The sequence below is a fragment of the Candidatus Nitrospira salsa genome (assembly GCF_965152625.1).
Map to the genome: position 1 here is coordinate 855,633 of NZ_CBCUCO010000002.1, position 24,325 is coordinate 879,957.

Consider the following 24,325-nt stretch of genomic DNA (forward strand, 5'->3'; position numbering starts at 1 on the left):
TCAGTCACAATTGGGTTCCTAACTTCATCGGGAAATTTAGAGAGACCGCTTATTGTCTCAAACGGCCCGAAGACCAAAACCTGTCCTCATGTTGCAGTTATTGGGTCGACTTGCTCGACATCATTAACGCAGAGAAACAGGCAAATCCTATTAGTTCTTGCAAACAAAGCTAAGTCCTTTGCTGTCGAATGACAATTCTTGTCTCGACTCCATAATCGTGATGTTATTGTGAATGGTCGGGGGCTCAAATTACCACATCCATTTTCGGAAAAGAATTGTGTTCTGATTACTCTTCGCTTTCATCAGCTCGCCAATCGATTTGTGAGTGATCCGTATCCTGTGGTCCACGTCAATCAGCAAGTGAAAGGGACTGTAATGGAAGTCGATATTCCACGCAAACATATATCACGCTCAATGAAAGCCGTTCCGGGTGAGACGCCATAAGGATTTGGCCCTCTCTTTCTAAATATTATTTGACATCATCCGACGAACGCTGAGACTCAATACTTTTCTCAGGGTCCTTGCCTGAGAGGTCTGGAACGTTTTTTTGTTCACGCTCTGACAGTGAGCTGTGTTCAGACTCTGCCTGATCAGGAGAAAGAATTTCTGTTTCTTTCAGTTCTTCAACTTCACTCCCCGGTCCGTGCGGATCTCCTGTGAGGGCATGGCCGACAGGAGCATTACGTTGAATGTGTTCCGGAACCTCTTTGGAAGGATCCACAGCAGTAGGATCATATGAGGAAGACTTTTCTTCAGCTACAGCGTTAGATACCAAAACAAGAATTGAGAACATGACTGCAGGTAATATGACGAAGTACTTAATCATACATCCCCTCCTTCTTTGTGAGTACTACTTTGTTTTTACGCATCATGAACTCACAGTTTATGATTGATAAAATCTGTCAGGAACGCACAACCCATATCAAACGTGCGAACCTAATCATAGCGTATCAAAGACGCTCACCTAACCTCCCTAGACAAATGGGAGGCTCACTCGGCTCAAATATCTATCGGGCCATAATCATCAGACAACCAATATGATGTCTAGCCGCTACCATCGGATTATGACTTCATAAGCTCAACACTTCTTCTTCCTTCCATCAGACAGCTTTTCACCAGCAAAAATTCTCATGGAAAAGTCGTCACTATTCATGGTACTTTTGAGCCTCTCTTGTAGGACTCTTTACACAGGGCATTGATGCGTAGTTGATTCACACAATCAACATCGGGTAGAAACAGACAGCACCATAATGTGTGACGAGCCATGACATAGCTCAGGCTTCGCGTTTTCATTCATAACCAAAGGAGATTGCGATGACGACAAAGTTGGGAATTTGGGGAATGTTACTACTATCCGTACTGTTGTTCGCTACCGGGTGTAATACCCTAGAGGGCGCTGGCGAGGATGTCCAAGAGGCCGGCGAAGAAGTACAAGATGCTGCTGATTAAACGATACTGAGCTCAAGGAATAGCGGAATTCCTTAATCACACATTGAGGAGTTCCGCTCATTCACAGAAGTACTCCTGTCTGCCGAAAGCCATTGAGCAATGACTTTTTCTAACGCATCGCGTTTGAGCGGTTTCGACACGTAGTCATCCATTCCAGCCGACAAACACTTTTCTCGATCACCCTGCATAGCATTGGCTGTCATGGCAATGATGGGTGTCCATTTCTTAGCAATGGCTCCTTCTGCTTGAACCTCTGTTTCTTCTGTGTGACTGCGTTCCGACCTTGCTTCACGAGCCCGTATTTCCCGTGTCGCATCATAGCCGTCCATTTCTGGCATTTGACAATCCATTAACACCACATCATAGGACTTTCTTGACAGTGCCTCGACCGCTTCAAGACCATTCGCGACCACATCAACCCGATGGCCAATTCGCTCCAACATGAGCACAGCAAGTTGTTGGTTGATCGTATAGTCGTCGGCCACAAGGATGCGAGCACTCTGCTGGGCCTCTCTCTCTCGTACCGTATATTGGGTGATTAACGCGCTCTCCGAAGTCTCAGTTCCAGTTTGCGTTTGGGTCAACACCATTTCCAAACATGCCAATATTTGAGACTTTCGTACTGGCTTGGTGAAATATCCTGAAAACCCAGCTTCACGGGCCAGTGCGGCATCACCACGTCGGCCCAACGAGGTCACTAAGACTAACTTGGTTTCGGCAATCGTAGGATCACCTTTAATCGTTTGAGCCAACAGCATGCCATTCATATCAGGCATTTCCCTATCCACAATCGCAAGCTCAAAAGGCTTTCCTTCTTGGGCCGCAGACCGTAACATTTGCAAGGCATCCATTGAAGACTCGGCCTCAACCCCCGTCATACCCCAATCGGTACAATATTGAACCAGTAACAGTCGGTTAATGGGGTGATCGTCAATGCAGCACACACGAACGCCTTGCAACGATACGCTCGGATAAGTGTCCGGCTCTGTGCGATAGGGTGGTTTGCTTAACCTGATGGTAAACCAAAACTGACTCCCTTGGCCTGGCGTTGACTTCACGCCCATCTCTCCACCCATTTGTTCGACCAATTTTTTACTGATCACCAACCCGAGCCCTGTCCCGCCATATTTCCGAGTGGTCGAACTATCCGCCTGAGAAAACGGTTGAAACAGTCGTTCAATAGCGTCGGGCGCAATCCCAATCCCAGTATCGGTCACCTCAAAACGAACGACCACGTCTTCTTGAGTTTCTTTGACGTGCAAGGCTTGAACGGTCACATCTCCCTGATTGGTAAATTTAATCGCATTGCCAATCAGATTGATGAGGATTTGACGTAGTCGGCCGGGATCACCCTGCACGATGTTTGGCACATCGGCAAAAACTAACCCGACAAGCTCTAGTTTTTTTGTTGCAGCCTTTTCAGCCAGGATTTCTAACGTTTCCTCCAGCGCCACCCGTAAATCAAAATCAATCGTTTCAAATTCAAGTTTTCCTGATTCGATTTTTGAAAAATCCAGAATATCGTTAATCACCGTCAACAGCATTTCTCCAGAAGATCGAACAATTTCCGCATAATGTTTCTGCTCGGAAGATAACGGCGTTTCTAACAGAAGTCCGGTCATACCAATGACGCCATTCATCGGTGTTCGAATTTCATGACTCATCGTGGCCAGAAATTCGGACTTCGCCTCCATCGCCGCCAAGGCTTTATCACGAGCCAGGGCGAGCTGTTCTTCGGCTCGTGCCCGCTCACAGACTTCAGCTTCTAAGATCTTTACGACGGAAGCTAATTTTTCAGTCCGTTCTGTCACACGGTGTTCAAGATCGTTATTCGCGCGATCTAAGCTTTGAGTGGACAATTGTAACCTCAAAAATAAAAAAGCCACATATCCAATAAACAGAATACCAAGAAGATACATGACGATCAGATACCGCTCACGGTCCTGTTCACTGGCCTCCCGATGTGCAACATAATCATGAGTGAGGCGCCGTAACACTCGATCAGAACCAGAGGTAAGTAAATTCCGTGCCAGGCCATTCACCACGTCCTGATGTCTTAAAATAATATCCACATGCGCGAAAACGTCACGCATTTTTTCCTGGACCACTCTCCCATCGACAGCTGTTTGGCTTTGAAATTTCGTTAAGAGAACCATGAGCTGTTCTTTTGTTTTTGAGTGCTCCGGTCGGTTGATATATAACAATACATCATTCAATATTTGTTCGATCTGCTGTGTGTAGGCCAACGGTAAGCGCTGTTGTTCCATCTTGATAAGGAGTTCCTCCATTACCAAGGGGAAAACAATTAACGAATTACGCAACGTAGAATATTCTGTCGTGAACCTTTGAAGCTGTTCCTGTTTTTGCTCTAGACGATGAGCATAGGACGCTAACTGAGTTGATAACTCTGGGACATCTAACGAGATCATAGCCAATGAGCCTTGACTGAGAAGATGATACCCAGTCCATAACTGATGCATATTAGTCTTCAAGGTATCATAGTGAGCCAATAACCCTGTTTGAATTCGCAGAATATCCTGAGTGAGTGTCTTTTCCCAATGATTGAGCTTTTGAAGAACCAGCATCCGTTGATGATGTTGTTGTGAGTTCTGCATTTGAACTTGCACATAGAGAAAGGTGAGACTCGCAACCATCCCTAGGAGAAGTAAGATATGTTTTGTGCCAATTCGTTTCATAAATCGTGGCCCTGATACTGGCCAGGGAGGGTATACAAAAAGGCGACAATTGCCGCGATTTCCTTTTCAGTAAGATGTCGTCCCAGTTGAACCCTCGCCATCTTCCTGACCGCATCTGGAAGCGTGGCAGCCGAGCCATCATGAAAGTAGGGAGGTGTGAGGACTGCCACTCGTAGACTTGGAACTTTGACCATGTGGCGATGGTTTTCGTGATCATCCGTCTTAGCTGGAGAACGGTCAACACGATCATCCCCAGTATCCTTATCAGTGAATAGACCAAACTGTTGAAAGAGATTACCGCCAACGTTCGCTCCTTGATGACATGCCACACATCCATAATTTTTAAAAAGTGCATATCCCCGTTTCTCTAACGACGTGATTGCATCTTGCTCTCCACGTAAATATTGATCAAACCGCGAATGAGGCGTCAGGAGCGAATGCTCAAATGTGGCAATCGCATTTTTGATTGTTGCGGCAGTCATACCATCGGCGTAAATTGTGGAGAAATCCTTTGCATATGATTCATCTTGCTGCAATTTGCCAATAATTTCTGGCCACGTGGAACCCATTTCCGCAGGGTGCTGGGTGGGACCGTCTATTTGGTCTTCTAACGTGTTAGCACGACCGTCCCAAAACTGTCGTATATTCAGACCGCTGTTAAAAACGGTTGGAGTATTAATGCCGCCAATCGCGCCTTTGATTCCAGTAGAACGGTACGCTTGATCCGTTCCCCCTTTCGTCAAATCATGGCAACTGGAACAGGCAATAGTATTGTCATGAGACAATCGTGGGTCATGAAAGAGACGGTCGCCAAGTCTGACTTTTTGTTGGTCAAGAGAGATCGTTAACGGAATAGGTTGAATCGGCTCTAGATCATTATTGGAGTCAAGAGACAGAGATACAGCAAGATAGGACTCAACATCCTGAGACGTAGACTCAGGACTACAGCCACTGAGAACAAGACTCACGCCCAAGAGAAGGTAAGGCCAAAGAAACACGAATCTTTTCAGGTCATCACCACGGCGCATCATTGATTCTCAATATCCAATTCTGGCTTAATCGCTAGCCATTCAAGAGAATGAATAGGTTAAAATCCGACCGTTCCAGTTTAAATCTGGATAGTCTTCTCTATAGTTATCGGATTGAGAAGCCCGCCAATAAAGACTATTTCATGGCGTGGCGTGAGAAAACGGTGAAACGAGGTGTGGAAAAAAGAGGAGCAGAGAATGACGATCTACCTAGATTGACAATCAAACAATCTGAAAATATGAATACCAATGTCATGCAACAAGAGACAAGATCCCGTGTTTCATGCATCGCTTCGTGACAGGCAAACCAGAAACAATAAAAAAACTTTGTCGTTTTGAAAATGAGAACAAGTACTCACGACTCAGACCTAGAATAAAGTCATGAAATCAAAGCATTTCAACTTCAGGAGGAATGCTGGGTGACGACATCGATGTCGATAGACTGGGAATGAGACCAAATCGATAGGGCAAAGAAACTCGATAGATAGTTACAGTTGAGACTTTGAAGCTGCTTGAATGGTGTGATACAAGTCTGCTACTGCAGCTTCTTTGGGGAGCAAGGCGATGGCACCAGCTTCTAACATGGCTCGTTGATTCTCACTATCGGTATTGACTGATAACCCGATAATGATCGTGTCTTGATAATACGCTTTGATTCGAGCCGTTGCCTCAATGCCATTCAATTTAGGCATATTCACATCCATAATCACCATAGACGGCTTCAGCCGTTTCACAAGCTCTACCGCGTCTTCCCCGTTCCCCGCCTCCCCGACAAGTTCCAGATCCTCGTGTGTCTCCAATATTTTTCGCAATCCTTCCCGAACCATGACATGATCATCGACTAACAAAATCCGTACCTTTGACATAGAGGATTTCACCATTTGCTCGGCAGCGTCCGATTGATGATCTATCATAAAATCCTGATTTTTCCTCTGAACAATTCTCTTTTCTTGCAGTTTTGTCGGTGCGTTAAATTCTTTCTGTAAAGGAAAATAGAGACTGGCAACGGTTCCTTGTCCCGGTTCCGATTGAATTTCGAATGATCCTCCAAGGGTGAGCATCCGTTCATAGATAGAAAAGAGACCAAATGTGAGCGATTGATCACTTGATTCTTTCGTCGTTTGCATCTGAGCAACGGGAAACCCTTTTCCAGTGTCTCGTACCATAATACGGAAACGATCCTTCAGACGGTGAAGAGAGAGTGACGCGTGGTCAGTGCCGGCATGTTTTATCACATTGAGAAGAAGTTCTCGTGTGGACTGATACAACAAAATACTCTGCTCCTCCTTCAACTCAAGATCCTGAGCATTCTCACATTTGACGTCCACCTTCAATCCGTGATGAATCATTTGACCAGCCAACCATTGCAAGGCCGAAATGAGACCGAATTCAAACAGAACTGACGGGCTTAACTGGGCAACTAAGGTTCGTGTGTAAGTGAGGGCTTGATCAAGAACATCTTCGGTCTCTTTGACAAAACTGAGCCCTTGAGACTCTTCATCCGTGACTTGCCTGATCTGTCCTAACTTCAATCGGCAGACCACTAACAGCTGGCTCAAGTAATCATGAAGTTCAGTCGCAATTCGCTGACGCTCTCTTTGCTCAGTGACATTCAATTCAATCGCTAACTCTCGCAAACGTTTTTGAGAATGGACCAAGTCCTCAGTCCGGTCATTCACCTGACGTGCCAGTTCCTGAGTAAAGCGACGACGATCTTCCTCAGCGCGTTGAAGCTCTGTCACATCTTGGACTTCGATGACAATTCCCACGGGAACGTCATCGTGAAAAATTTGCCTGGCATTACATCGTACAGGATAGAAATGGCCCAGTTTATGGATGAACACATCCTCATGGCCAATGAGCACGGAGTCCAGGAGAGTCCCAGTTATCGGACACTCGTTCATTGGATATCGGGTCCCATCAGCATGAGTATGGTGGACCATGTCATGTAAATTATTACCGATCAGCTCATTAGGCTTGAATCCCAGTACCGCTTCAGTAGCCGGATTGGCAAAGGTTACCAGTCCGGTAATATCGATCATCAGGAGACTCGTTGACGCATTATCAGTTATGGTTTTAGTCAAATTGAATTGTTCTTGAAGTGCGACGTTAGTACGGCGAATCACCTCTCGATCTCGTTTACGTTCAGTGACATTTATGAACTTTATTAAAATGGTCCCGTCGTATTCTCGACTCATTGGATTAAAAAAGACTTCTAACGCGATTTCCCTTCCATCCTGACATAGCCCATACAGCTCATGACCATGTTCTTCGATTCGAGCTTGTGGTCTCAACGATATATCATGAAGGTTACGATGAAGTTCACCGTGCAGCCGTTCCGGAACGAGTTGCTCAATGGACGTGGACACCAATTCCTCATGGCGGTAGCCTAACCAGTCTGCGATTCTGAAGTTTGCCTTGAGGATTAAGCCGTCTTCGTTGACGACCAAAATGCCATTAGGTGACGATTCAAATATTAATCGCTGTTGATCCTCCAGGTTCTTCTGTTTCGAGATATCACGAAAAATCGAACGAGTGGCAATGATTCGCCCTGAATCGTCACGCACGGCCGTGGCACTCAAGCTGACGTCCAAAGATTTTCCATTACGCGTCCGCAGTTTCAATTCTGACCCGTGGATAAATCCATGTTTGAGGAACCGCTCAAAACTCAGCCGGGCATTCTCCAGACAGCCATTGTCGTACAGTTGAAACACTGATTTTCCAATAACGTCTTCTTTCGTAAAACCGATTTTTTCTAATAGGGTTTGATTACATTCGACAACCATCTGGGTTTCGACATCAATGGAGCAGAACATATCCGGTGCATTTTCATAGAGATCGCGGTACCGAGCTTCACTTTTCTTCAGTGCTTGAGCCAAGACTTGAGTCGTACGTAATTCCTGGAGTTCAGCTTGAAGCTTCGGCCCTAATTCAAAGCGTACCGCTTCGTGAACGTTTTGCAGAAGTGGTGCGATCAACAAACGTTGCTCTTGAAAGAGAAGTTCTAGATCCTCTTCTAAAAACAATGGAGGGAGCGTATGTGTTCCGGAATCATGATCGAACGAAGCCAATTCACTGGCCGTAGGAATATTCCCTTCGACAGGCGCGTGCACCTGTGTCCAGAAATGAGCAATGCGCACAAAGGCCAGAAATAGCATGAGTCGTTGGAAGACTTGAGGAGAGAAAAGACGACGCAGTGCGGCACACCATTCAGTGACGTGTTCTGCCTCCATGAATATGACGGCACAGGCAATGCGCAGGTGTCTTCCTATCGAAGAATCCCACGATGGAAAATCCTGAAACGGGGCAGGTAGAACTTCGATCTCAGATAGAATTTTGGGAAGTTCGTCACGTTCGGGGAAGGGCTCTGTGAGAAGTGCCAAGATTTCGTCGGTCGTGATTGGGGAACAGTCGGAATCACCGGCGATGTGTCCGCGTCCGACAAGAAATGCGGCATGTCGGGTCACACAATAACGAACCCCACAAAAACGAGAAAGATAAGTAAAGAGCTTTTCCTTGAAGATCGAGGGAAGTGGACTTTCCAGATAGGCAAACTTCGCAAGATCAAATAAGCCTCGTGCAAGAGCTGGGTCTGCGCTGGCCAATTTAAAAAAAGACGGACACACGCCCATATGTTGCCGGATTTCCTCCCAAAGAGTATCCAGCTCAACATGTTGGGAATCACGGCTCACGATTGCCTCCGAATGTGAAGAAACGTTGGGACCAACAGACCTCGACTCCGAGTAGGCGAAGACGAGTCCAAACAGGGTGACATATTCATAACATCAAAATCCACCTTCGCCTCTGATCTGGTATCGTCGTAAAGAACCAATGACCACTCACGAATAAGTAGATGAGTGGGATTCATGCACTTACTTATCCTTCCATCACCTTACTCGTGATGGAAGATACGGCCTAAAACTCAGGAGAAAGTCATGGAACGCTGGAGAATGGCGAAAGATTTATCTCAATCGTGAGCGAGAGATTTTTCTGTAAATAAATACTCTTTCAACTCTTTACTAAACGTCGAATCCTGTCGTCGAATCCATTCCAATACCATTGCCGCATGCTCCTTTTCTTCATCGCGGTTATGGGCAAGGATGGCTTTCAACTCTGAGTTTTTACAAGCATTGACTCGTTGGTTATACCAATCCACCGCTTCCAACTCCTCCATCAATGATGTAATCGCTCGATGCATGTCTCGCGTTTCATCACTTAATTCTGAAATTGGCTCATGATAGCCTTCATTTGCCATAAGCAGTCCCCTTATATACAAAAATAATTGAATAAGACTGACCGTCTACAATACCTAAACGAACGCAATACTCCAACCATTATACGAATACGAAATTTTCGAAGCAAAGAAATCAACTGATGAGTAGCGTTTTCAGGAAGTTGCATCTGCCGAAAATTAAAACAGCCCATAATTTTGAACACACGACTTACTCCCAATCTTTAGCTTCCTCACCTGATTACGATGTGCTCTCTAACACCGTTGAAATCAGAGCCTGTGCTTCCTCCTGGATTTGCCTGAGATGCGTCTCGCCGCGAAAACTTTCCGCATAAATTTTATACACATCCTCCGTGCCCGATGGGCGAGCAGCAAACCAACCGTTCTCCGTCATCACTTTTAACCCGCCAATAGGACTGTTTATTCCCGGCGCTGACGTCAGAATGGCGGTAATCTTTTCTCCGGCTAATTCGGATGCCTGAATCTGCTGCGGCGCAAGTTTCTTAAGAATGTCCTTCTGCGCAGGAGTGGCCGGTGCATCAATCCGCTCGTAGACCGGAACGCCCAGTTCATTGGTGAGATCGAGGTAGAGTTGCCCAGGATCACGCCCGGTCTTAGCCATCATTTCAGCCGCCAACAGGTCCATAATGATCCCATCTTTATCAGTCGTCCACACGCTTCCGTCACGACGCAAGAAAGATGCGCCAGCACTTTCTTCACCCCCAAAACCAATAGACGCATCAATCAGCCCATTCACAAACCATTTAAATCCGACCGGCACTTCAACCAGACGCCGTCCTAACTTGGCCGCTATCCGATCAATCATACTGCTACTCACCACCGTCTTCCCAACCGCCGCATCCTTTCGCCAGCCTGAGCGTTGAGCAAAAAGATAGGAAATAGCCACAGACAGGTAATGGTTGGGATTCATTAGCCCCGCACTACGCGTGACAATTCCATGTCGGTCGTGATCGGTGTCGTTGGCGAAGGCAATATCAAAACGATCCTTCAAGGCAATCAACCCGGCCATGGCATAGGGGGAAGAACAATCCATGCGAATCTTCCCATCCCAGTCAAGATTCATAAAACGAAACGTCGGATCGACGTCTTCATGCACAACCGTGACCGGGAAACCATATCGCTCGGCAATCGGTCCCCAGTAGGCCACCCCTGCTCCGCCAAGCGGATCAACGCCAATAGACAGTTGTGCATGACGAATCACCTCCATGTCGATCACCAAACGTAAATCATTCACATACGCACCCACATAATCATGTAAGTGCGTGGTTGAGGCCCGCATGGCCTTCTCATACGAGATGCGGGTCACCCCGCGAAGATCGTCCGCGAGAAACGCATTGGCCTTCGTTTCAATCCAGGTGGTGACATCGGCATCGGCCGGACCGCCATGTGGCGGGTTATACTTAAACCCTCCGTCTTCAGGGGGATTATGGGATGGGGTGATCACAATGCCGTCAGCTAAACCCGTTTTGCGATCACTGTTGTAGGTGAGGATCGCATGGGAGATGACTGGAGTCGGCGTGTACCCGTTTTGGTGATCGACCATCACCACGACACCATTGGCCGCCAGGACCTCAAGCGTACTGGCCAGGGCAGGCTCTGAGAGCGCGTGCGTATCCATCCCTAAAAAAAGCGGACCATCTATTTGCTGGTGCTGACGATAGAGGCATATCGCCTGAGTGGTAGCAAGAATATGCGCTTCATTAAACGACAGCCTTAAAGAAGATCCGCGGTGCCCCGATGTCCCAAATGCCACTCGTTGTTCTGGCACCGAATGATCTGGACGACCCGTATAATATGCGGTAACCAATCGGGGTATGTTGGCAAGCATGGAAGGCTCGGTTGGTTTTCCTGCGAACGGGCTAAGATTCTTCATAACATCTCCACATTAAGAAAAAGGTGAATGCCACCTGTCCTGACTTCAGAGAGATAATGGAAACCATACAGTTATTCACCAAAGTATTCAAAGGCTCCCTCATCGTTCATGGCTCTGCTGGGTTTTTTCTGGGTACTCAGCAACACAAGAGGCATGATCACCACAACTCATAGCAGGGTACATTAGGTAATTCTCCAATCAATCCATTTGCAGTCTTAATAAGTGGATGCAGAGCATGGAGTGTTTCGAAAGATAAAGAAATGAACTTTGCTCCCCTCTCTATGGATGAAAATCTATCTTCTCCCACATAGAGTCAATGTCGTGACGCTCACTGACAACGTATTGGCAAGAGATATGCACATTCCATATGATGCGGCCTGGATAATGATTCAGAAATCTTGGTCACGTCCACAACAATGAGTAGAAATGGGGAAAAGGGGGACAGTCAGAATCATCGATCATGTAGAACAATGCCTCAATAGATGATCGGAAACGAATTGAGTCATCAAGACAGCAAGGTACATATCTCCTCAAGATAATAATCCACGCATGACTAAAACGAATAAGGAAACTCCAATTGTCAATTTCAACAGTGCTCTCAAAAAACATTGGTCCTATTGCTTTGGCAATCTGGTTGATCAGCGCCAGTGTGCTGGGCTGGCTTTTTGTCAATGGGACAACGACCCCTTCTGCCGATAGTCGAACAATCGTGCACCTTGCTCCAGCCGAACGAAACTTTATTCTGGCGGAAATGCGGCAACTATTACAGGCCGTTCATGGAGTCGTGACAGGCATGAGTGAGACTGACCAGCCTCGAGGACATGCTCTGGCCGCGTCAGCTGCCCGATCGGCAGGGATGAAAATGGCGGTTGATGACAATCCAGGACTTATACTCAAACTTCCTCTTCCCATGAAGCAGCTCGGCATGTCGGTACATCGTGACTTTGATGAACTGGCAGATACCATACTTGCCGGGACAACATCGCAGGATGTCCTTCAACGCTTATCGGCTATCACCACGAAATGCGTCACTTGCCACGAGATGTATCAACTCAAAGAGGAATAACGAATTGCAGCAGATAAACAGATACCGCCTGCCCTGACAAAGTCGAAACGGTATAATCCGTATCAGCATAGAATTCAATTGGTGGGCATCAAAAGAGCTCAGTCAACGACTTATCACGAAATTAGCAACCTATATCCTGACTCTATTCCAAGCCGTTTTTTGTCGATAAAAATTCGAGTCTGACCCCTAATAATATCATGAGTTTATTCACTATCCAGCAGGATCCCCTTGTTTTCAAATGGTAAGCGTGCCCCTTGAACATACAGCACTCCGTCGACCTGATAATCGACATCCTGACGTTCACGAAGAGTGAGGAATTGTCGCAAGATATCGAATGTGGAGGTGGTGGTCTCGACCGAAATGACCGCATCTCCCAGTCGTGGAATCGTCGACGCCTGACTCGACAGTCCTCGGGCGAGACGTTGATCATTGAGGTGTAGGGTAAAATCAATGCCGGTCACTTCGAGATCGAAATCATTGGGATTGCGAACACGCAAGTCGACTTGCAAGCGTTGTTCAAACATGGTGGTGTCTAGTGGGGTGATATCGACCAGCAGCACTTCTGGCGACTCAGGCTGAACCGTTAATTCGTTAATCGTCGTGCAACTAGCAAGCAATAGTATTCCGCACATACAAGCAAAAAGATAGGAAATATCTTTCTTCATCATACAGAATCATACCTCAATCCAGAGATCAAAGCGATAACGAGTGAATTATTCAGCGTACTATACTTTTGACAAAAATGAATTTTCTTTTAAGAGTTTTCATAAAGCTAGAGAATCTCGAATGTCTTGAGAGTTATCGGCATACCTCATTGCTGACCCAATGACTCTCCCCGACCCTCCGTTTGATAAAGAAGGTGGAAACGGCCTCAGAATCCGTATTGACAGTAGGCGAGAGCAAAGAGCACGACATCACCCTTTTATCATCAAATACGTTTGACGTCCCTTCCTTCATCCGCAGCAACTACGTGCGTCCGATCTGCCCTCGAACCCATTCGTGGACAACTTTGACCATCTTCGGTGTGTGCGTGGAAAATACGTGGTCGGCACCTTCAATCTGGACAAGCTGCTTGGGGTCATTGGCCCGCTCGAAGATGTCGAGCGAGTCCTGGAGTGGAACGACGTCATCCGCAGTTCCATGGACGAGCAGCCAGGGAACCTTAATCGATGGAGCACGGGTAACGACGGTTCCGATAGCAGAGGTGTCATCGATAAAAACTTGCGACAGCGGGCACGCCGGCTCGTCCCACATGAGGCCCTTATCCGGTGTCACGTCGCTGAACTCGCGCTGGGAAAACGCGTCCGTATGAACCATGCCGGCGAGTGAAACGAGTCCGACAATGCGTGGATCTTGACTGGCCAGAAGCACGCCGACCGCCCCGCCCATGCTATGACCGACATACAGGATATTCCATCCGTCGAGCACGTCAAACACGGAGCCCAGGTCATTCACTTCCTTGGAAATCGTGGAGTCCTCAAACCGACCTTCCGAGTCGCCATTACCGGAGAACGACATCCTGAGGGCTGGGATCCCGTCATGTGACAGGGCTTCGGCCAGCGCGACGACAAACGGACGATCTTTATTGCCCGTGACCCCGTGCCCGAGAACAACCATGACCTTTGTACCTTTCTCACCCGCGTGGAAGGTGTAGTCGATCTTTTCGCCTTCGATGTTGCGAATGGTTTCAAACATGATTACCCCTATAAGCCGTTAAGATACTAATAATCATCGTGACCGGCGTCAGTTCGAGTGACGTCGAGAGGTCGAGGGAAAGAACTGCTTGATCTTGTCGCCGATAAAATAGGAGTCTCAGTCAACCTATTTATTCCCTGAAATTGTCAGGCCTCAGTCTAGCTGGCCCCTACCCCGTTGAACAATGGCCTAGGTATCAGAGTTGAGCATGTTTTGAATATCGCAGGTATAGAGAGTTGATGAAAGGGGGTAATCTATTAAGTGGGTTGAACCGGGCATGTTGTGTTTAGAGCATTAGCCAATTGGGAAGCGCAACTGTTTATTATGAAACAGACACCTTGCCCCTTCTTCTAGAATTGTCCAGCACAAACGACATCAGTAACGATGCCCCTGATGAGCCAGATCACAAAGTCCTTCGTCCTTCTTGAGTAATCCTTGCATGCGAACCCCTCGTTTACGCAAGGTCTCACGAAATGATCGAATATTTGCGATCCTCCGACGCACGGCATTACCATCATTCCGAGCTACGGGGATAAGTTCAGCCACGGGTCTCCCATGCTTCGTCATGACGAAATGCTCCCCCTTTTGAGTATGCTCCAGTAATTGCGGCCAGTGTGTTTTTGCATCATAAGCACCAACTTCAAGCATAAAGCATATCTCCCTATTTAGACTAGTCTTAGACAAAATTCTATTGAACGTCAACATCGAGGCTGACAGCGGAAAGTGGCTAAAAGAGCGCGGGAGAGAGATAAAGGAAATATGGTCTTACAAATTAAAAAAGTTGAGCCGATTATTTATTATGAAGCAAGCGTCTTGACCACTTCCTCTTGTCCCCCTACAACTAATCGCTGTTTCTACTCCCCGTTCATGGCTGTCCGGTTCCATGGCCGAGGCACGTGGAAAGTAGAGCCGGCATGTGCTTGCGAACGAAGGAGATGAGAAAGAAGAAGTCAAGCGTTGGGGGCTTGACTTTTTATTGCAACCTGCAAAAATTCTGTAACTCGTTCCGTGCCCTAGGATAGAAAAGATTACGCGTACTCATATTATCCAGATCATCTCCTCGGGGAGTGTAAGCCAACAACGGAGGTACTTATGAGAATGAAGAATGTACCGAAATCATCGATGAGACTCGAAGCATCATCCGTTTATTTCGCTGCAGGTTGTTTGCTACTCATGGCGGCCAGCAGCTGCACAGGGTTGGTCGGCTATGAAAAAATCGTCACGACCAGGGAGGCCGTACCGGGTGCGTTTACGGTGATCACCGCCACGTGTGCAGTCGACAAGAAAGTATTGGGAGGCGGCTTTCACGGAATTGGAGATGACACCATTCGCGTGTCTCAACAATTCCCTCAAGACACGAGCGATGCGAATGGGAACCCCGTACAGGCCTGGCAAGTGGGCGTGACAAATGGAGGGGCATCGCCACGCCAAGTGACCGCGTATGCACTATGTGCCGAATAGGGTCTGCCTGGCAAGACGCTAGCTGGATCATCTGTCATATGGACAAGAAAAGGAGAATGTCCCCTTTTCCAAAACATCGGATTTACAAACAAGCAATTTAATAAATAAGCAAGAGAGCGATCATATGTCAGCTATACGTCTGCTCATCTCGCTTTGCGAGTTTCAGGAGCACAACCTTTTTCCGTTGGTCGTCAATATCGTATAACACGCGGTACGAACCCACCCGCAGCCTATACTGCCCAACAAATTGTGACACAATTATCTCGCCGGATAACTTTTTAATGCGCTTACCTTGTGGTCGTGGATGAGTACTGAGTGATCGAATGGCACCAATGATGGCTTCTTGGGAGTCGGGAGGAATCTTTGTTAAGACTTTTTGGAAGAGGCGCTCAACCCGTTCACTTGGGAAGACGATTTCGTACGCCATCTAGAAACCCATTTTCTTGAAGAGCTGCTCCGCCGGAACGGCTTTTCCCTGTGAATACTCCTTTCGCGCACGTTCGATTTCGCCGAGCATTTTCTTATCTTTTAATTCGTCAATGGTTTCCACTAAATCCAACATGTCGTCATAAGGAACGAGAAATGAAACCGGCTTGCCATGGGAGAGAACCATCGAAGGAGATTTTGATTTGATAAGCTTTGAGAGCTGGGCCTGCGCTTCTCGAACATTGACGGGTTTAGCCTTACGCAATAGATTATGTGCACTCATTTCCATGCCTCCACGTGCATTTCATTTGTATATACATTACCAAAGATCACTGTAATTGCCAAGGGCAATTACAGTATAGCACTACGTGGAGTTGGAACAATTTGAGGGACAAATGTCAGTCAAAATAAGCGCCTTCCCCATCTTTCTGGCGATGCTTTGAAAAGATTTTCTTACAGGAATACTATATAAAACTAGATCTGACCCCAAGAACAAGCCTGGCAAGTGGGTGTAACAAATGGAGGAGCGTCGTCACCTCAAGTCACCGCGTATGCACTATGTGCCGAATAGGGTCTGCCTGACAAGACGCTAGCTGGATCATATGTCATTTGTAAAAAAAAAGAGAATGTCCCCTTTTTTTTCCATGAAGCAAGCTCCCGGCCCATCTTTCTAGTGTGGGTTTGAATAGATTACTACTGAGGCAAATTGCAAAAACTAGACCTGACCGCGATTGATCTGTACTCAAGACTTCTATAACTCTATCGACAAACCTCAAAGATTAAAAGACTTTTCTTTATCGAAAACTAGCGAATCAAATACAACTGTTCTCGCTCTGTCTTTGCTCCAATTCTAGAAACCGTTCGAAGTCAGCCTTTTCCAAGAATTCTGAGCGAAAATCGGAATCTAATATCGCGTTTTCAATATCTTTTCGGACTTTCTTTATATCAGTTTCCCCACTAACATAGAGCGTTAGGAATTTCAGAATAGATTGTCTAACCAAAGAGATTAGTCTCAAGAGGTCTTCACTCTTAAGAAATTTTTCAGGGTCATTCGTGGAAGGAGAGTACTGACCGTGAAACAATTTTCCACGCTTTCTAAACATGGATTTGAGGAATTCGAAGGTATTTTTCATGGAGTCCGAATTGTCTCCTAACAACAAAGAGCAACTCTGCGAAATTCTAAATGTAAGCTCCCCCTTATCGCTAGGTGTGTAAAGAGCTTCCAATGCAATAATCAAATTAGAAAATTGTTCAATTCGGTTCGCTTTTTTATGACAGTCTTCGTAGAAGTCACCAGCGGTCGATATCGCTTTTCTCAAGGTAGTATTCATACTGGAAATTCGGTCTGCATGCCTTTGATACAATAGCCATAACAACTTAATCCTCTCCTTGTCTCCAGGCAGTAGTAAATACTCCAAGTGAGGGGTAGTTGGATGCTGTCTTGGCATTCCGGAGTAATAAATACCTCTTCGTTGGATTAAATTTACCCAGGGCGGATTAAAGTAGGGGACAACATAATCAATGTCAACAATTCCGTCACGAGAATACTGGAGTATTTGTCGGAAAGGAGAAGAATCATTCCAACGTCGGTTCAACCACTCACTGAGAGATTCTACATTAAACCCTTCAGTATCTGGTGCGACAAGAAAATAGTTTCCAGCATCTGGTGGGCTCAGAAAACTTAAAAACGTATTTTCTCCAAGGAGCTGAGCAATGACTCTACTCTCCATTTGAAGAATCTTCCAATCTGGGTACGGAGGTTGCGGTAGGTCGTCATTAGAACTTGTAAAATTGAATAGGTGAAAGAATGCGTATTTTGCAAATTCACCGCTTTTATAGAGCTGACGGTCAAAATCTTCAATGTTTCTGTCAGGTAGAGATATTGGCTCATGAAATGTTTCGTCTGGTAGGAGGTTAAAAAACAAAACATCCAATGTATGCGCTAATCCATCTATATTGCCACAGCACTTTTGCAGGTACGGGTCTTTTGAAAGTATTTCACTTAGGCTATTCCTAACAAACTCAATTGTAAGACCTCGCTCCAAAACTTCTTTAATTCTCTCCTGATCGTCTTCCATGCTTAAAAAGGCTCGTAGAGGAGTTATATACTTTTTTCCAAATGGACCAAATCCCTTCACAACCTCTCGAAGAAATTGAATAAAAGATGTGCTAAGTGACATATCTAAACCCGCTCAAGTGAAATATGTTCTTAATAAGATGATGCTTGTGAATGGCAACAAATTTATTTATGAGGTCAAATCTAGTTTTATATATTTATATTTTCCAAAAATAAGGACAAGTGGATCAGTCCGCATGTTTCGAAATGTTGCCCTTCATACGTTGAATTGTAATATGGAATTCTCTCGTTGTTTTGCTTTCCTATTTGTATCGAATAATAAGAGGTTATGTCTTATCTTGCCTGCTATCAATTCCCGCTCCTCATAAAGAATAGAATTGCTAGAGGTTCAGATTAAAATCGTTTGCAGATTATTCTGCTCGCCATCTATTGGCATTCGATTATTTTTAGTCCCTTCGATATGAAGAGTGACAAGCCGCCCAGAGCATCTACTCAGCAGGATTCCTCCCTCGTACGAGCTAACCACTTACAACTAATCCCGGTTTATAATGAGCGAGCGTTCAGTTGGAGGAATCACTTCGTCGTGCAATTTCGCTCGAACGATCAGGCGCGATTGCGCACATCCCTCCCCGCCCATTCATGGTGCCACTCCATCGATTTCTGCATATTCGCGTTATAAACAAAACGCATTTTTCCGAAATAAATCCGGACGATTGTTCGTTACGCGAATTCACGGAACAACTCGAAATGCATATGCTTAGACTGATAACAATTTTTCTCACTATGGGATTACAGAATGAGACATGCCATTTTTAGGCCATCTTTATAGGCAGGGTCGTTTCCTGAAATTAGTCGACAGATGCCTACAAAAGGAATAGTACATAACAACCCAAATATGTCAACGTTCGCGAGATGCTGTTTTATTTCTTCGTATAATAATTTTTCGGATGACTGGGGTTGCGATATCAGGATGGAGTACGGCATCGTTGTATGAGAACTTGTGAGGACAACCCCATCTCTCTCTTAGTTCGCGATTTATTTAAACCGGTTGATAAAATGACCTACATATCGCGTTCGGAAATCGGGAACCGCTCAAGATAATGAAATGATTGCTCTTAGAATCCTCGCTCTCAGCGCTGTTCTGTTGCTCTCGGGGTGCGCCACGTATATCCCGAGCAACCCCGATAACATTTGCCATATTTTCTTTGGTGAAACGGACTGGTATATAGCGGCTCGTGACGCGCAAGAAAAATGGGGGACACCTATCTTTGTGACGATGGCCATCATGCACCAGGAATCGCGATTCATCGATGACGCGCAGCCAGCACGTGAGTGGTTCTTATGGATTATTCCGTTACCGAGAGACTCGTCCGCCTATGGGTATGCACAGGCTCAGGATCCTGCGTGGCAAGAATATCTGGAAGAGACGGATAATTGGGGGGCCGATCGTGATGATTTTGAAGATGCAATTGATTTTATTGGCTGGTACACGGACGGGACGCAGAAAAGCCTCAAGCTTTCCAAGTGGGATGCCTATCGTCAGTATTTAGCCTATCATGAAGGGCGTGGCGGGTATCAGCGAAAGACCTATCAACGAAAACCCTGGCTTAAAGGTGTCGCTAAGAAAGTGAAGTGGCGTGCCATGCGGTATAATCAACAACTCAAATCCTGCAAGGCTGAGTTGGACGAGGAAGTTGATAGTTGGTTTTGAAAATAGTCTCGCGTTAAAGGCATAAATGAGGAAAGTCTAGAAAAGAATTCGCTGCGATAGAGAACACTGCATATTGGGGGCCCTCAAAACTTTAACTTTTAAGCAGGCCACCCAACCCATAGAAAAATGTACAGGGGTATAGGATTCAAACCTAAACGTAAGTTATAGAGTAAGCTATACTCGCAAGAATGTTTACGGGGAGGGAGTAAATGGGGGAAGAGGAGAATTGGCTTGTTGTCGAGAAACGTCAGCTCCTTTGGTCTAGGTGGCCTGAATGTGAACATGAGCGACATAGCCAAGTTGCTTCAGAAGTTCTTCACAGTCTTCCCATGTCAATCCAAATGCTCGCACGTCTGCTACACCCAATCGGGCGACCACGTCTCGAATGGCCGTGAAATGAGTATTCTCAAACTGACCTTCCATCATTGCCGATTCCGCCCACGAAACCAATACAGAGAGCGATACCTCATGTTGAAGATAGGCGGCCAGTTTATCTACGACTATTTGGCGAGTAATGACTTCACTCATGGTTCTACCTTTTGATGGCCAAGATCTACCGGATACTTGTGGTGAACTTCGATAAGTTTTCCTACGTCATTGTAAATTTCTTGATAAAATCGTACTGTTATCTCCTGAGTGTCAACTTCTTTCACATACCGAGCTTTCCAACCCTGTCGTCCTTGAACATCGAGCCAATATCGCCGACCTCCAGTTGAAAGAATTGCCCAATTTGGAAATTTTCTTTCATTATGTTCACGTGAACTCACCAGGCTGTATCTTCAGATAGAGAAGAAGCCATTTATGGCTCGGCTGTTACGTCTTAGTTTACCGCAATTTCTTAGCCAATCCTACCCAATTCCTAAAAAAAGTATCGTTAATGTCCATAGATTAACTCTTGGCAAGTTCGCTGGGCTTTTGAATCATTTGATATGATACAACATCATTTCGCATGCAGAAATCAGAAAATTCTCAAGACAATTAAATCATTGTTCTAAAAATCATGAAACCGTCCCTATCGCTGTTTTTGCTGGCAAACCCTCGAAAATTTATCAGCCGCTTAAACATCCACTCCTTCTCGTCGTCCATGAGGTTACGTCGGTTCTGAAAACAAACACGTATCGTATGTCCATACTCTTCCCTCAACAACCACTCTTACTTGTCTCGCCAGCTTCCTGACTATGGGAACGTTCGTTGACCCTCTAGTCATTTCTTGGTACTTTTCTGCTCGTCTTAAATTTCTTCATTTCTCATATAGCCGATTCAATGAGCTTCCAATGGTTGAAGTGGGTAATCACACGAAGGTACTTGGATACCTGTAATGCTGGCATCAACAGGATTACTAAGTGGCCATTATCGATTGCCCGTTAGTATAACTTGGCCTTGAGAACGATCGTATCCAAGGGTTGCTCAACTGGTACTTATTTGGACTCGCTATATTCCACTCAGGACAGGAGAGAAGCTATGAGCGAAAAGAAGCCTCAAGGTCTTGGAACAATGGCCGTGCATGCTGGTCAGACACCTGACCCGACGACAAATGCGCGTGCGGTCCCGATCTATGCCACGACATCCTACGTGTTCAACGATACTGAGCATGCCGCGAGTTTGTTCAGTTTGTCTGAGTTCGGGAATATCTATAGCCGGATCATGAATCCGACGAACGACGTCCTCGAGAAGCGTCTTGCGGCGATGGACGGAGGAGCAGCGGCTCTGTGCTTTGCATCTGGCCAGTCGGCCACGATGGCGGCGTTGCTGACCATCTGTCACGCTGGCCAAAACTTTCTTTCTTCAACCAGTCTCTACGGTGGAACCTGGACGCTGTTTACGACGACGCTCAAGAACCTTGGGATCGAGGTTAGGTTTTTTAATGCGGATCACCCCGAACAAATTGCTGAGCTCGCCGATGAGAATACTCGATGTGTATTTTTCGAAAGCATCGGCAACCCGAAAAACGACGTGCCGGATTTCAAGATGATGACGGATGCGGCCCATGCGCAGGGTCTTCCGGCGATCTGCGATAACACTCTGATGACGCCAATACTCTTACGCCCTATCGAACACGGGGTCGACATCGTGACCTATTCGACCACAAAATTCATCGGTGGCCACGGCGTCCATGTCGGCGGTGCAGTCATCGACAGCGCACGTTTCCCATGGGCTGATAATCCTGAGCGCTGGCCGGAATTCTGCGCGCCGTCACCTTCATACCACGGCGCCGTGTTTGAAGAAGTCCTGCGTCCTATGGGCAACATCGCGTACATCATACACATGCGAACACATTGGCTCCGCGATACCGGTGCCGCGATGAGCCCCTTTGCGTCGTTCCTGACCTTGCAGGGCCTCGAAACCTTACACTTGCGTATGCCGCGTCATTGCAAGAACACATTGGCCGCCGCCAAGTTTCTTGAAGCGCACGACCGCGTGGAATGGGTCAACTATCCAGGCCTTAAAAGTCACTCGCACTACAAGACGGCTCAAAAGTATCTGACCGCTGGCGCGGGCGCCGTACTGGGCTTCGGCATTAAGGGAGGAGAACCGGCCGGTAAGAAGTTTATCGAAAACATTCAATTAGCCAGCCACCTAGCCAATATTGGTGACGCAAAAACACTTGTCATTCATCCAGCTTCGACGACCCATCAACAGCTCACTCCAGAAGAGCAGATCCGGGCGGGCGTCTCTCCTGAATATATCCGCCTCTCCATTGGGATCGAGGACGCGGACGACATCATCGCCGACCTGGACCAAGCCCTACAGGCAAGTCGCTAGGCCAGACCAACTTCTGAAGCTATGTCGTGAGTCTGTCATTGAATGCGAACATTCTACGAATCGGCCCTCCACTCCAACACGCACAGACGTGGATTTCACATAACACGCTAGCACTCGAGAATGGCGGTCGGCTTAAGGAAGTCACTACTTGTTATGAGACGTGGGGCACACTTAACCATGAGCGCAGCAATGCCGTCCTCATTTGTCATGCTTTGAGCGGAGATTCGCATGTTGTTCGACATGACGAGCAGGATACCCCTGGCTGGTGGGAGATCCTCGTCGGCCCTGGCAAGCCAATTGATACTGATCGGTATTTTGTGATCTGCTCAAACCTGCTGGGCGGTTGTCGCGGAACGACGGGACCCAACTTCGTGAATCCGGAAGGCACTCAACCCTACGGGGCTGCTTTCCCGATCATCACGGTGCGTGACATGGTCGCGGTCCAACGCCGACTCATTGACCATCTTGGGATCTCGCGCCTCCATGCAGTCATCGGAGGATCGCTGGGTGGGTTACAGGTATTGACCTGGGCCATCGATCACCCGGAAGCCGTCAAGTCGAGCATCGTGCTCGCCGCGTCTGCACGGCTCAGCTCCCAGGGCATTGCCTTCGATATTGTGGGCCGCAATGCGATTCGTCACGATCCGAATTTTGCAGGAGGCCAGTACTATGATGGGCCAGCACCTGAAGCAGGTCTTGCACTGGCGCGTATGCTGGCACACATCACCTATCTCTCCGATGAGTCGATGCGTGCCAAATTCGATCCCACGCGGTTGCAACCTCGATCGGTTGACTCGGCCTTCGAGAGCACCTTCTCGGTCGGGTCTTACTTGGCACACCAGGGAGATCGATTTGTCGAACGGTTTGATGCGAACAGCTACGTCACCCTCTCCACCGCAATGGACCTCTTCGATCTCGGCGACAGCAAACAAAAACTGGCAAAGACTCTAGCCCCGTCCACTTGCCGATGGCTGTTTTTAAGTTTTTCGAGCGATTGGCTCTATCCCGCCTCAGCGTCCCGCCAACTTGTCGATGCACTCGTGGCTCAATCTAAGCCCGTGAGCAGTTGCGAGATTGAGAGTCCCGCAGGTCACGACTCATTTTTACTGGAGACCACCATGAAGGACGGAGGCCGAATGATCCGCGCCTTTCTCGCCAATGATCCTTCTCCAGCCAACTCTTCCTCCGTTTCGTACGAATCTCGCATCGACCAACCAACAAGCATCTTCCACGGTCAACGTCTCGATTACAAAATGATTCTCCGTCTGATGCCTGAAGACGCGAGTGTCGTGGACCTCGGCTGTGGAAACGGGGAACTTCTTTCGATCTTGCGTGACCGGGGCTATAGGCCGCTTCTAGGCGTCGAGCGAGATCAGGAACAGGTCGTCGAATGCGTTGAACGGGGACACCTCGTCATTCACGCAGATTTAGACAAGGGACTCTCGGCGATCCCTGACCAGAGCTTCCAGGTTGCACTCTTGTCGCAGACACTGCAATCGATCGTCGATGTCGCTGGCGTACTCGAGGAAGTCGTGCGTATTGGACGGCGCGGAATCGTGAGTTTTCCCAACTTCGCCCATGCGCCGATGCGTGAGACGTTTCTACGTGAGGGACGGCTTCCCAAAGAAGAAGGACTGTACGCCTACGATTGGCACGACACCCCCAATCGGCGGTTCCCGTCGATTCTTGATTTTCAGGAATTGTGCTCGAACCGGGGCATTCATATCCTGGAGGCCATTTACTTCAACTCGAAGAACGGAAAAGAAATCGTCGACGACCCCAACCTGAACGCCGACGTCGCCGTCGTCGCGCTCACGCGCTGAATGTC

21 protein-coding genes are annotated in these 24,325 nt (G+C 47.1%); 7 read left to right on the plus strand and 14 right to left on the minus strand.

Going from position 1 to position 24,325, the window contains the following annotated elements; translation table 11 throughout:
* The first annotated feature begins 198 nt into the window (after positions 1 to 198).
* Positions 199 to 444 carry a hypothetical protein gene (locus ACWQXP_RS05695; protein WP_454061872.1) on the plus strand — a complete coding sequence of 82 codons (246 nt, stop codon included), beginning with the start codon at positions 199 to 201 and terminating at the stop codon, positions 442 to 444.
* A gap of 25 nt (positions 445 to 469) precedes the next feature.
* On the opposite strand, the gene ACWQXP_RS05700 is transcribed toward ACWQXP_RS05695, so the two are convergent.
* Positions 470 to 826: a hypothetical protein gene (locus ACWQXP_RS05700; RefSeq protein WP_454061873.1), complete on the minus strand. Its 357-nt coding sequence runs from the start codon at positions 824 to 826 to the stop codon at positions 470 to 472.
* A gap of 488 nt (positions 827 to 1,314) precedes the next feature.
* Between ACWQXP_RS05700 and ACWQXP_RS05705 the strand changes: the two genes are divergently transcribed.
* Positions 1,315 to 1,449, plus strand: a complete 135-nt coding sequence (locus tag ACWQXP_RS05705) for an entericidin A/B family lipoprotein (RefSeq protein WP_454061874.1) — start codon at positions 1,315 to 1,317, stop codon at positions 1,447 to 1,449.
* 32 nt (positions 1,450 to 1,481) lie between these two features.
* Here the strand turns inward: ACWQXP_RS05705 and ACWQXP_RS05710 are convergent, their stop codons facing one another.
* From ACWQXP_RS05710 to pgm, 5 genes are all read right to left on the minus strand, one after another.
* Positions 1,482 to 4,145 carry a response regulator gene (locus ACWQXP_RS05710; protein WP_454061875.1) on the minus strand — a complete coding sequence of 888 codons (2,664 nt, stop codon included), beginning with the start codon at positions 4,143 to 4,145 and terminating at the stop codon, positions 1,482 to 1,484.
* Positions 4,142 to 5,176 carry a cytochrome-c peroxidase gene (locus ACWQXP_RS05715; RefSeq protein WP_454061876.1) on the minus strand — a complete coding sequence of 345 codons (1,035 nt, stop codon included), beginning with the start codon at positions 5,174 to 5,176 and terminating at the stop codon, positions 4,142 to 4,144. The genes ACWQXP_RS05710 and ACWQXP_RS05715 overlap by 4 nt, the downstream gene beginning before the upstream one ends.
* Before the next feature lie 485 nt (positions 5,177 to 5,661).
* Entirely contained in the window at positions 5,662 to 8,865 is a 3,204-nt protein-coding gene (locus tag ACWQXP_RS05720) for a PAS domain S-box protein (RefSeq protein ID WP_454061877.1), read from the minus strand.
* 275 nt (positions 8,866 to 9,140) lie between these two features.
* Entirely contained in the window at positions 9,141 to 9,428 is a 288-nt protein-coding gene (locus tag ACWQXP_RS05725) for an encapsulin-associated ferritin-like protein (RefSeq protein WP_454061878.1), read from the minus strand.
* A gap of 217 nt (positions 9,429 to 9,645) precedes the next feature.
* A complete protein-coding gene (pgm, locus tag ACWQXP_RS05730; protein ID WP_454061879.1) occupies positions 9,646 to 11,298 on the minus strand; it encodes a phosphoglucomutase (alpha-D-glucose-1,6-bisphosphate-dependent) in 1,653 nt (550 codons plus the stop codon).
* A gap of 577 nt (positions 11,299 to 11,875) precedes the next feature.
* On the opposite strand from pgm, the gene ACWQXP_RS05735 reads away from it, so the two are divergent.
* Entirely contained in the window at positions 11,876 to 12,364 is a 489-nt protein-coding gene (locus ACWQXP_RS05735) for a hypothetical protein (RefSeq protein ID WP_454061880.1), read from the plus strand.
* Positions 12,365 to 12,567: 203 nt separating this feature from the next.
* Here the strand turns inward: ACWQXP_RS05735 and ACWQXP_RS05740 are convergent, their stop codons facing one another.
* From ACWQXP_RS05740 to ACWQXP_RS05750, 3 genes are all read right to left on the minus strand, one after another.
* Positions 12,568 to 13,032 (minus strand): LEA type 2 family protein, encoded by a 465-nt coding sequence (locus ACWQXP_RS05740; RefSeq protein ID WP_454061881.1) that lies wholly within the window; start codon positions 13,030 to 13,032, stop codon positions 12,568 to 12,570.
* A 298-nt stretch (positions 13,033 to 13,330) separates the two neighbouring features.
* Positions 13,331 to 14,059, minus strand: coding sequence for an alpha/beta hydrolase (locus ACWQXP_RS05745; RefSeq protein WP_454061882.1), 729 nt, complete (start codon positions 14,057 to 14,059; stop codon positions 13,331 to 13,333).
* Positions 14,060 to 14,434: 375 nt separating this feature from the next.
* Positions 14,435 to 14,707, minus strand: coding sequence for a type II toxin-antitoxin system Phd/YefM family antitoxin (locus tag ACWQXP_RS05750; RefSeq protein WP_454061883.1), 273 nt, complete (start codon positions 14,705 to 14,707; stop codon positions 14,435 to 14,437).
* A 444-nt stretch (positions 14,708 to 15,151) separates the two neighbouring features.
* On the opposite strand from ACWQXP_RS05750, the gene ACWQXP_RS05755 reads away from it, so the two are divergent.
* A complete protein-coding gene (locus ACWQXP_RS05755) occupies positions 15,152 to 15,520 on the plus strand; it encodes a hypothetical protein (protein WP_454061884.1) in 369 nt (122 codons plus the stop codon).
* Positions 15,521 to 15,647: 127 nt separating this feature from the next.
* Here the strand turns inward: ACWQXP_RS05755 and ACWQXP_RS05760 are convergent, their stop codons facing one another.
* The 3 genes from ACWQXP_RS05760 to ACWQXP_RS05770 all read right to left on the minus strand — a co-directional run bounded on the left by ACWQXP_RS05760 (position 15,648) and on the right by ACWQXP_RS05770 (position 18,084).
* Positions 15,648 to 15,947, minus strand: a complete 300-nt coding sequence (locus tag ACWQXP_RS05760; protein ID WP_454061885.1) for a type II toxin-antitoxin system RelE family toxin — start codon at positions 15,945 to 15,947, stop codon at positions 15,648 to 15,650.
* Positions 15,948 to 16,229, minus strand: a complete 282-nt coding sequence (locus tag ACWQXP_RS05765; RefSeq protein WP_454061886.1) for a type II toxin-antitoxin system Phd/YefM family antitoxin — start codon at positions 16,227 to 16,229, stop codon at positions 15,948 to 15,950.
* Between the two features lie 529 nt (positions 16,230 to 16,758).
* Complete coding sequence (locus ACWQXP_RS05770) at positions 16,759 to 18,084, minus strand: hypothetical protein (RefSeq protein ID WP_454061887.1); 1,326 nt, start codon at positions 18,082 to 18,084, stop codon at positions 16,759 to 16,761.
* A gap of 1,047 nt (positions 18,085 to 19,131) precedes the next feature.
* On the opposite strand from ACWQXP_RS05770, the gene ACWQXP_RS05775 reads away from it, so the two are divergent.
* Complete coding sequence (locus ACWQXP_RS05775; RefSeq protein ID WP_454062989.1) at positions 19,132 to 19,734, plus strand: transglycosylase SLT domain-containing protein; 603 nt, start codon at positions 19,132 to 19,134, stop codon at positions 19,732 to 19,734.
* 261 nt (positions 19,735 to 19,995) lie between these two features.
* Here the strand turns inward: ACWQXP_RS05775 and ACWQXP_RS05780 are convergent, their stop codons facing one another.
* Positions 19,996 to 20,262, minus strand: a complete 267-nt coding sequence (locus ACWQXP_RS05780) for a hypothetical protein (RefSeq protein WP_454061888.1) — start codon at positions 20,260 to 20,262, stop codon at positions 19,996 to 19,998.
* Positions 20,259 to 20,501 (minus strand): hypothetical protein, encoded by a 243-nt coding sequence (locus tag ACWQXP_RS05785; RefSeq protein WP_454061889.1) that lies wholly within the window; start codon positions 20,499 to 20,501, stop codon positions 20,259 to 20,261. Before ACWQXP_RS05785 ends, ACWQXP_RS05780 begins: the two co-directional genes overlap by 4 nt.
* Positions 20,502 to 21,195: 694 nt before the next feature.
* On the opposite strand from ACWQXP_RS05785, the gene ACWQXP_RS05790 reads away from it, so the two are divergent.
* Both ACWQXP_RS05790 and metX read left to right on the plus strand, forming a co-directional pair.
* A complete protein-coding gene (locus tag ACWQXP_RS05790) occupies positions 21,196 to 22,497 on the plus strand; it encodes an O-acetylhomoserine aminocarboxypropyltransferase/cysteine synthase family protein (RefSeq protein ID WP_454061890.1) in 1,302 nt (433 codons plus the stop codon).
* 26 nt (positions 22,498 to 22,523) lie between these two features.
* Positions 22,524 to 24,320 carry a homoserine O-acetyltransferase MetX gene (metX, locus tag ACWQXP_RS05795; RefSeq protein WP_454061891.1) on the plus strand — a complete coding sequence of 599 codons (1,797 nt, stop codon included), beginning with the start codon at positions 22,524 to 22,526 and terminating at the stop codon, positions 24,318 to 24,320.
* Positions 24,321 to 24,325 lie beyond the last annotated feature (5 nt).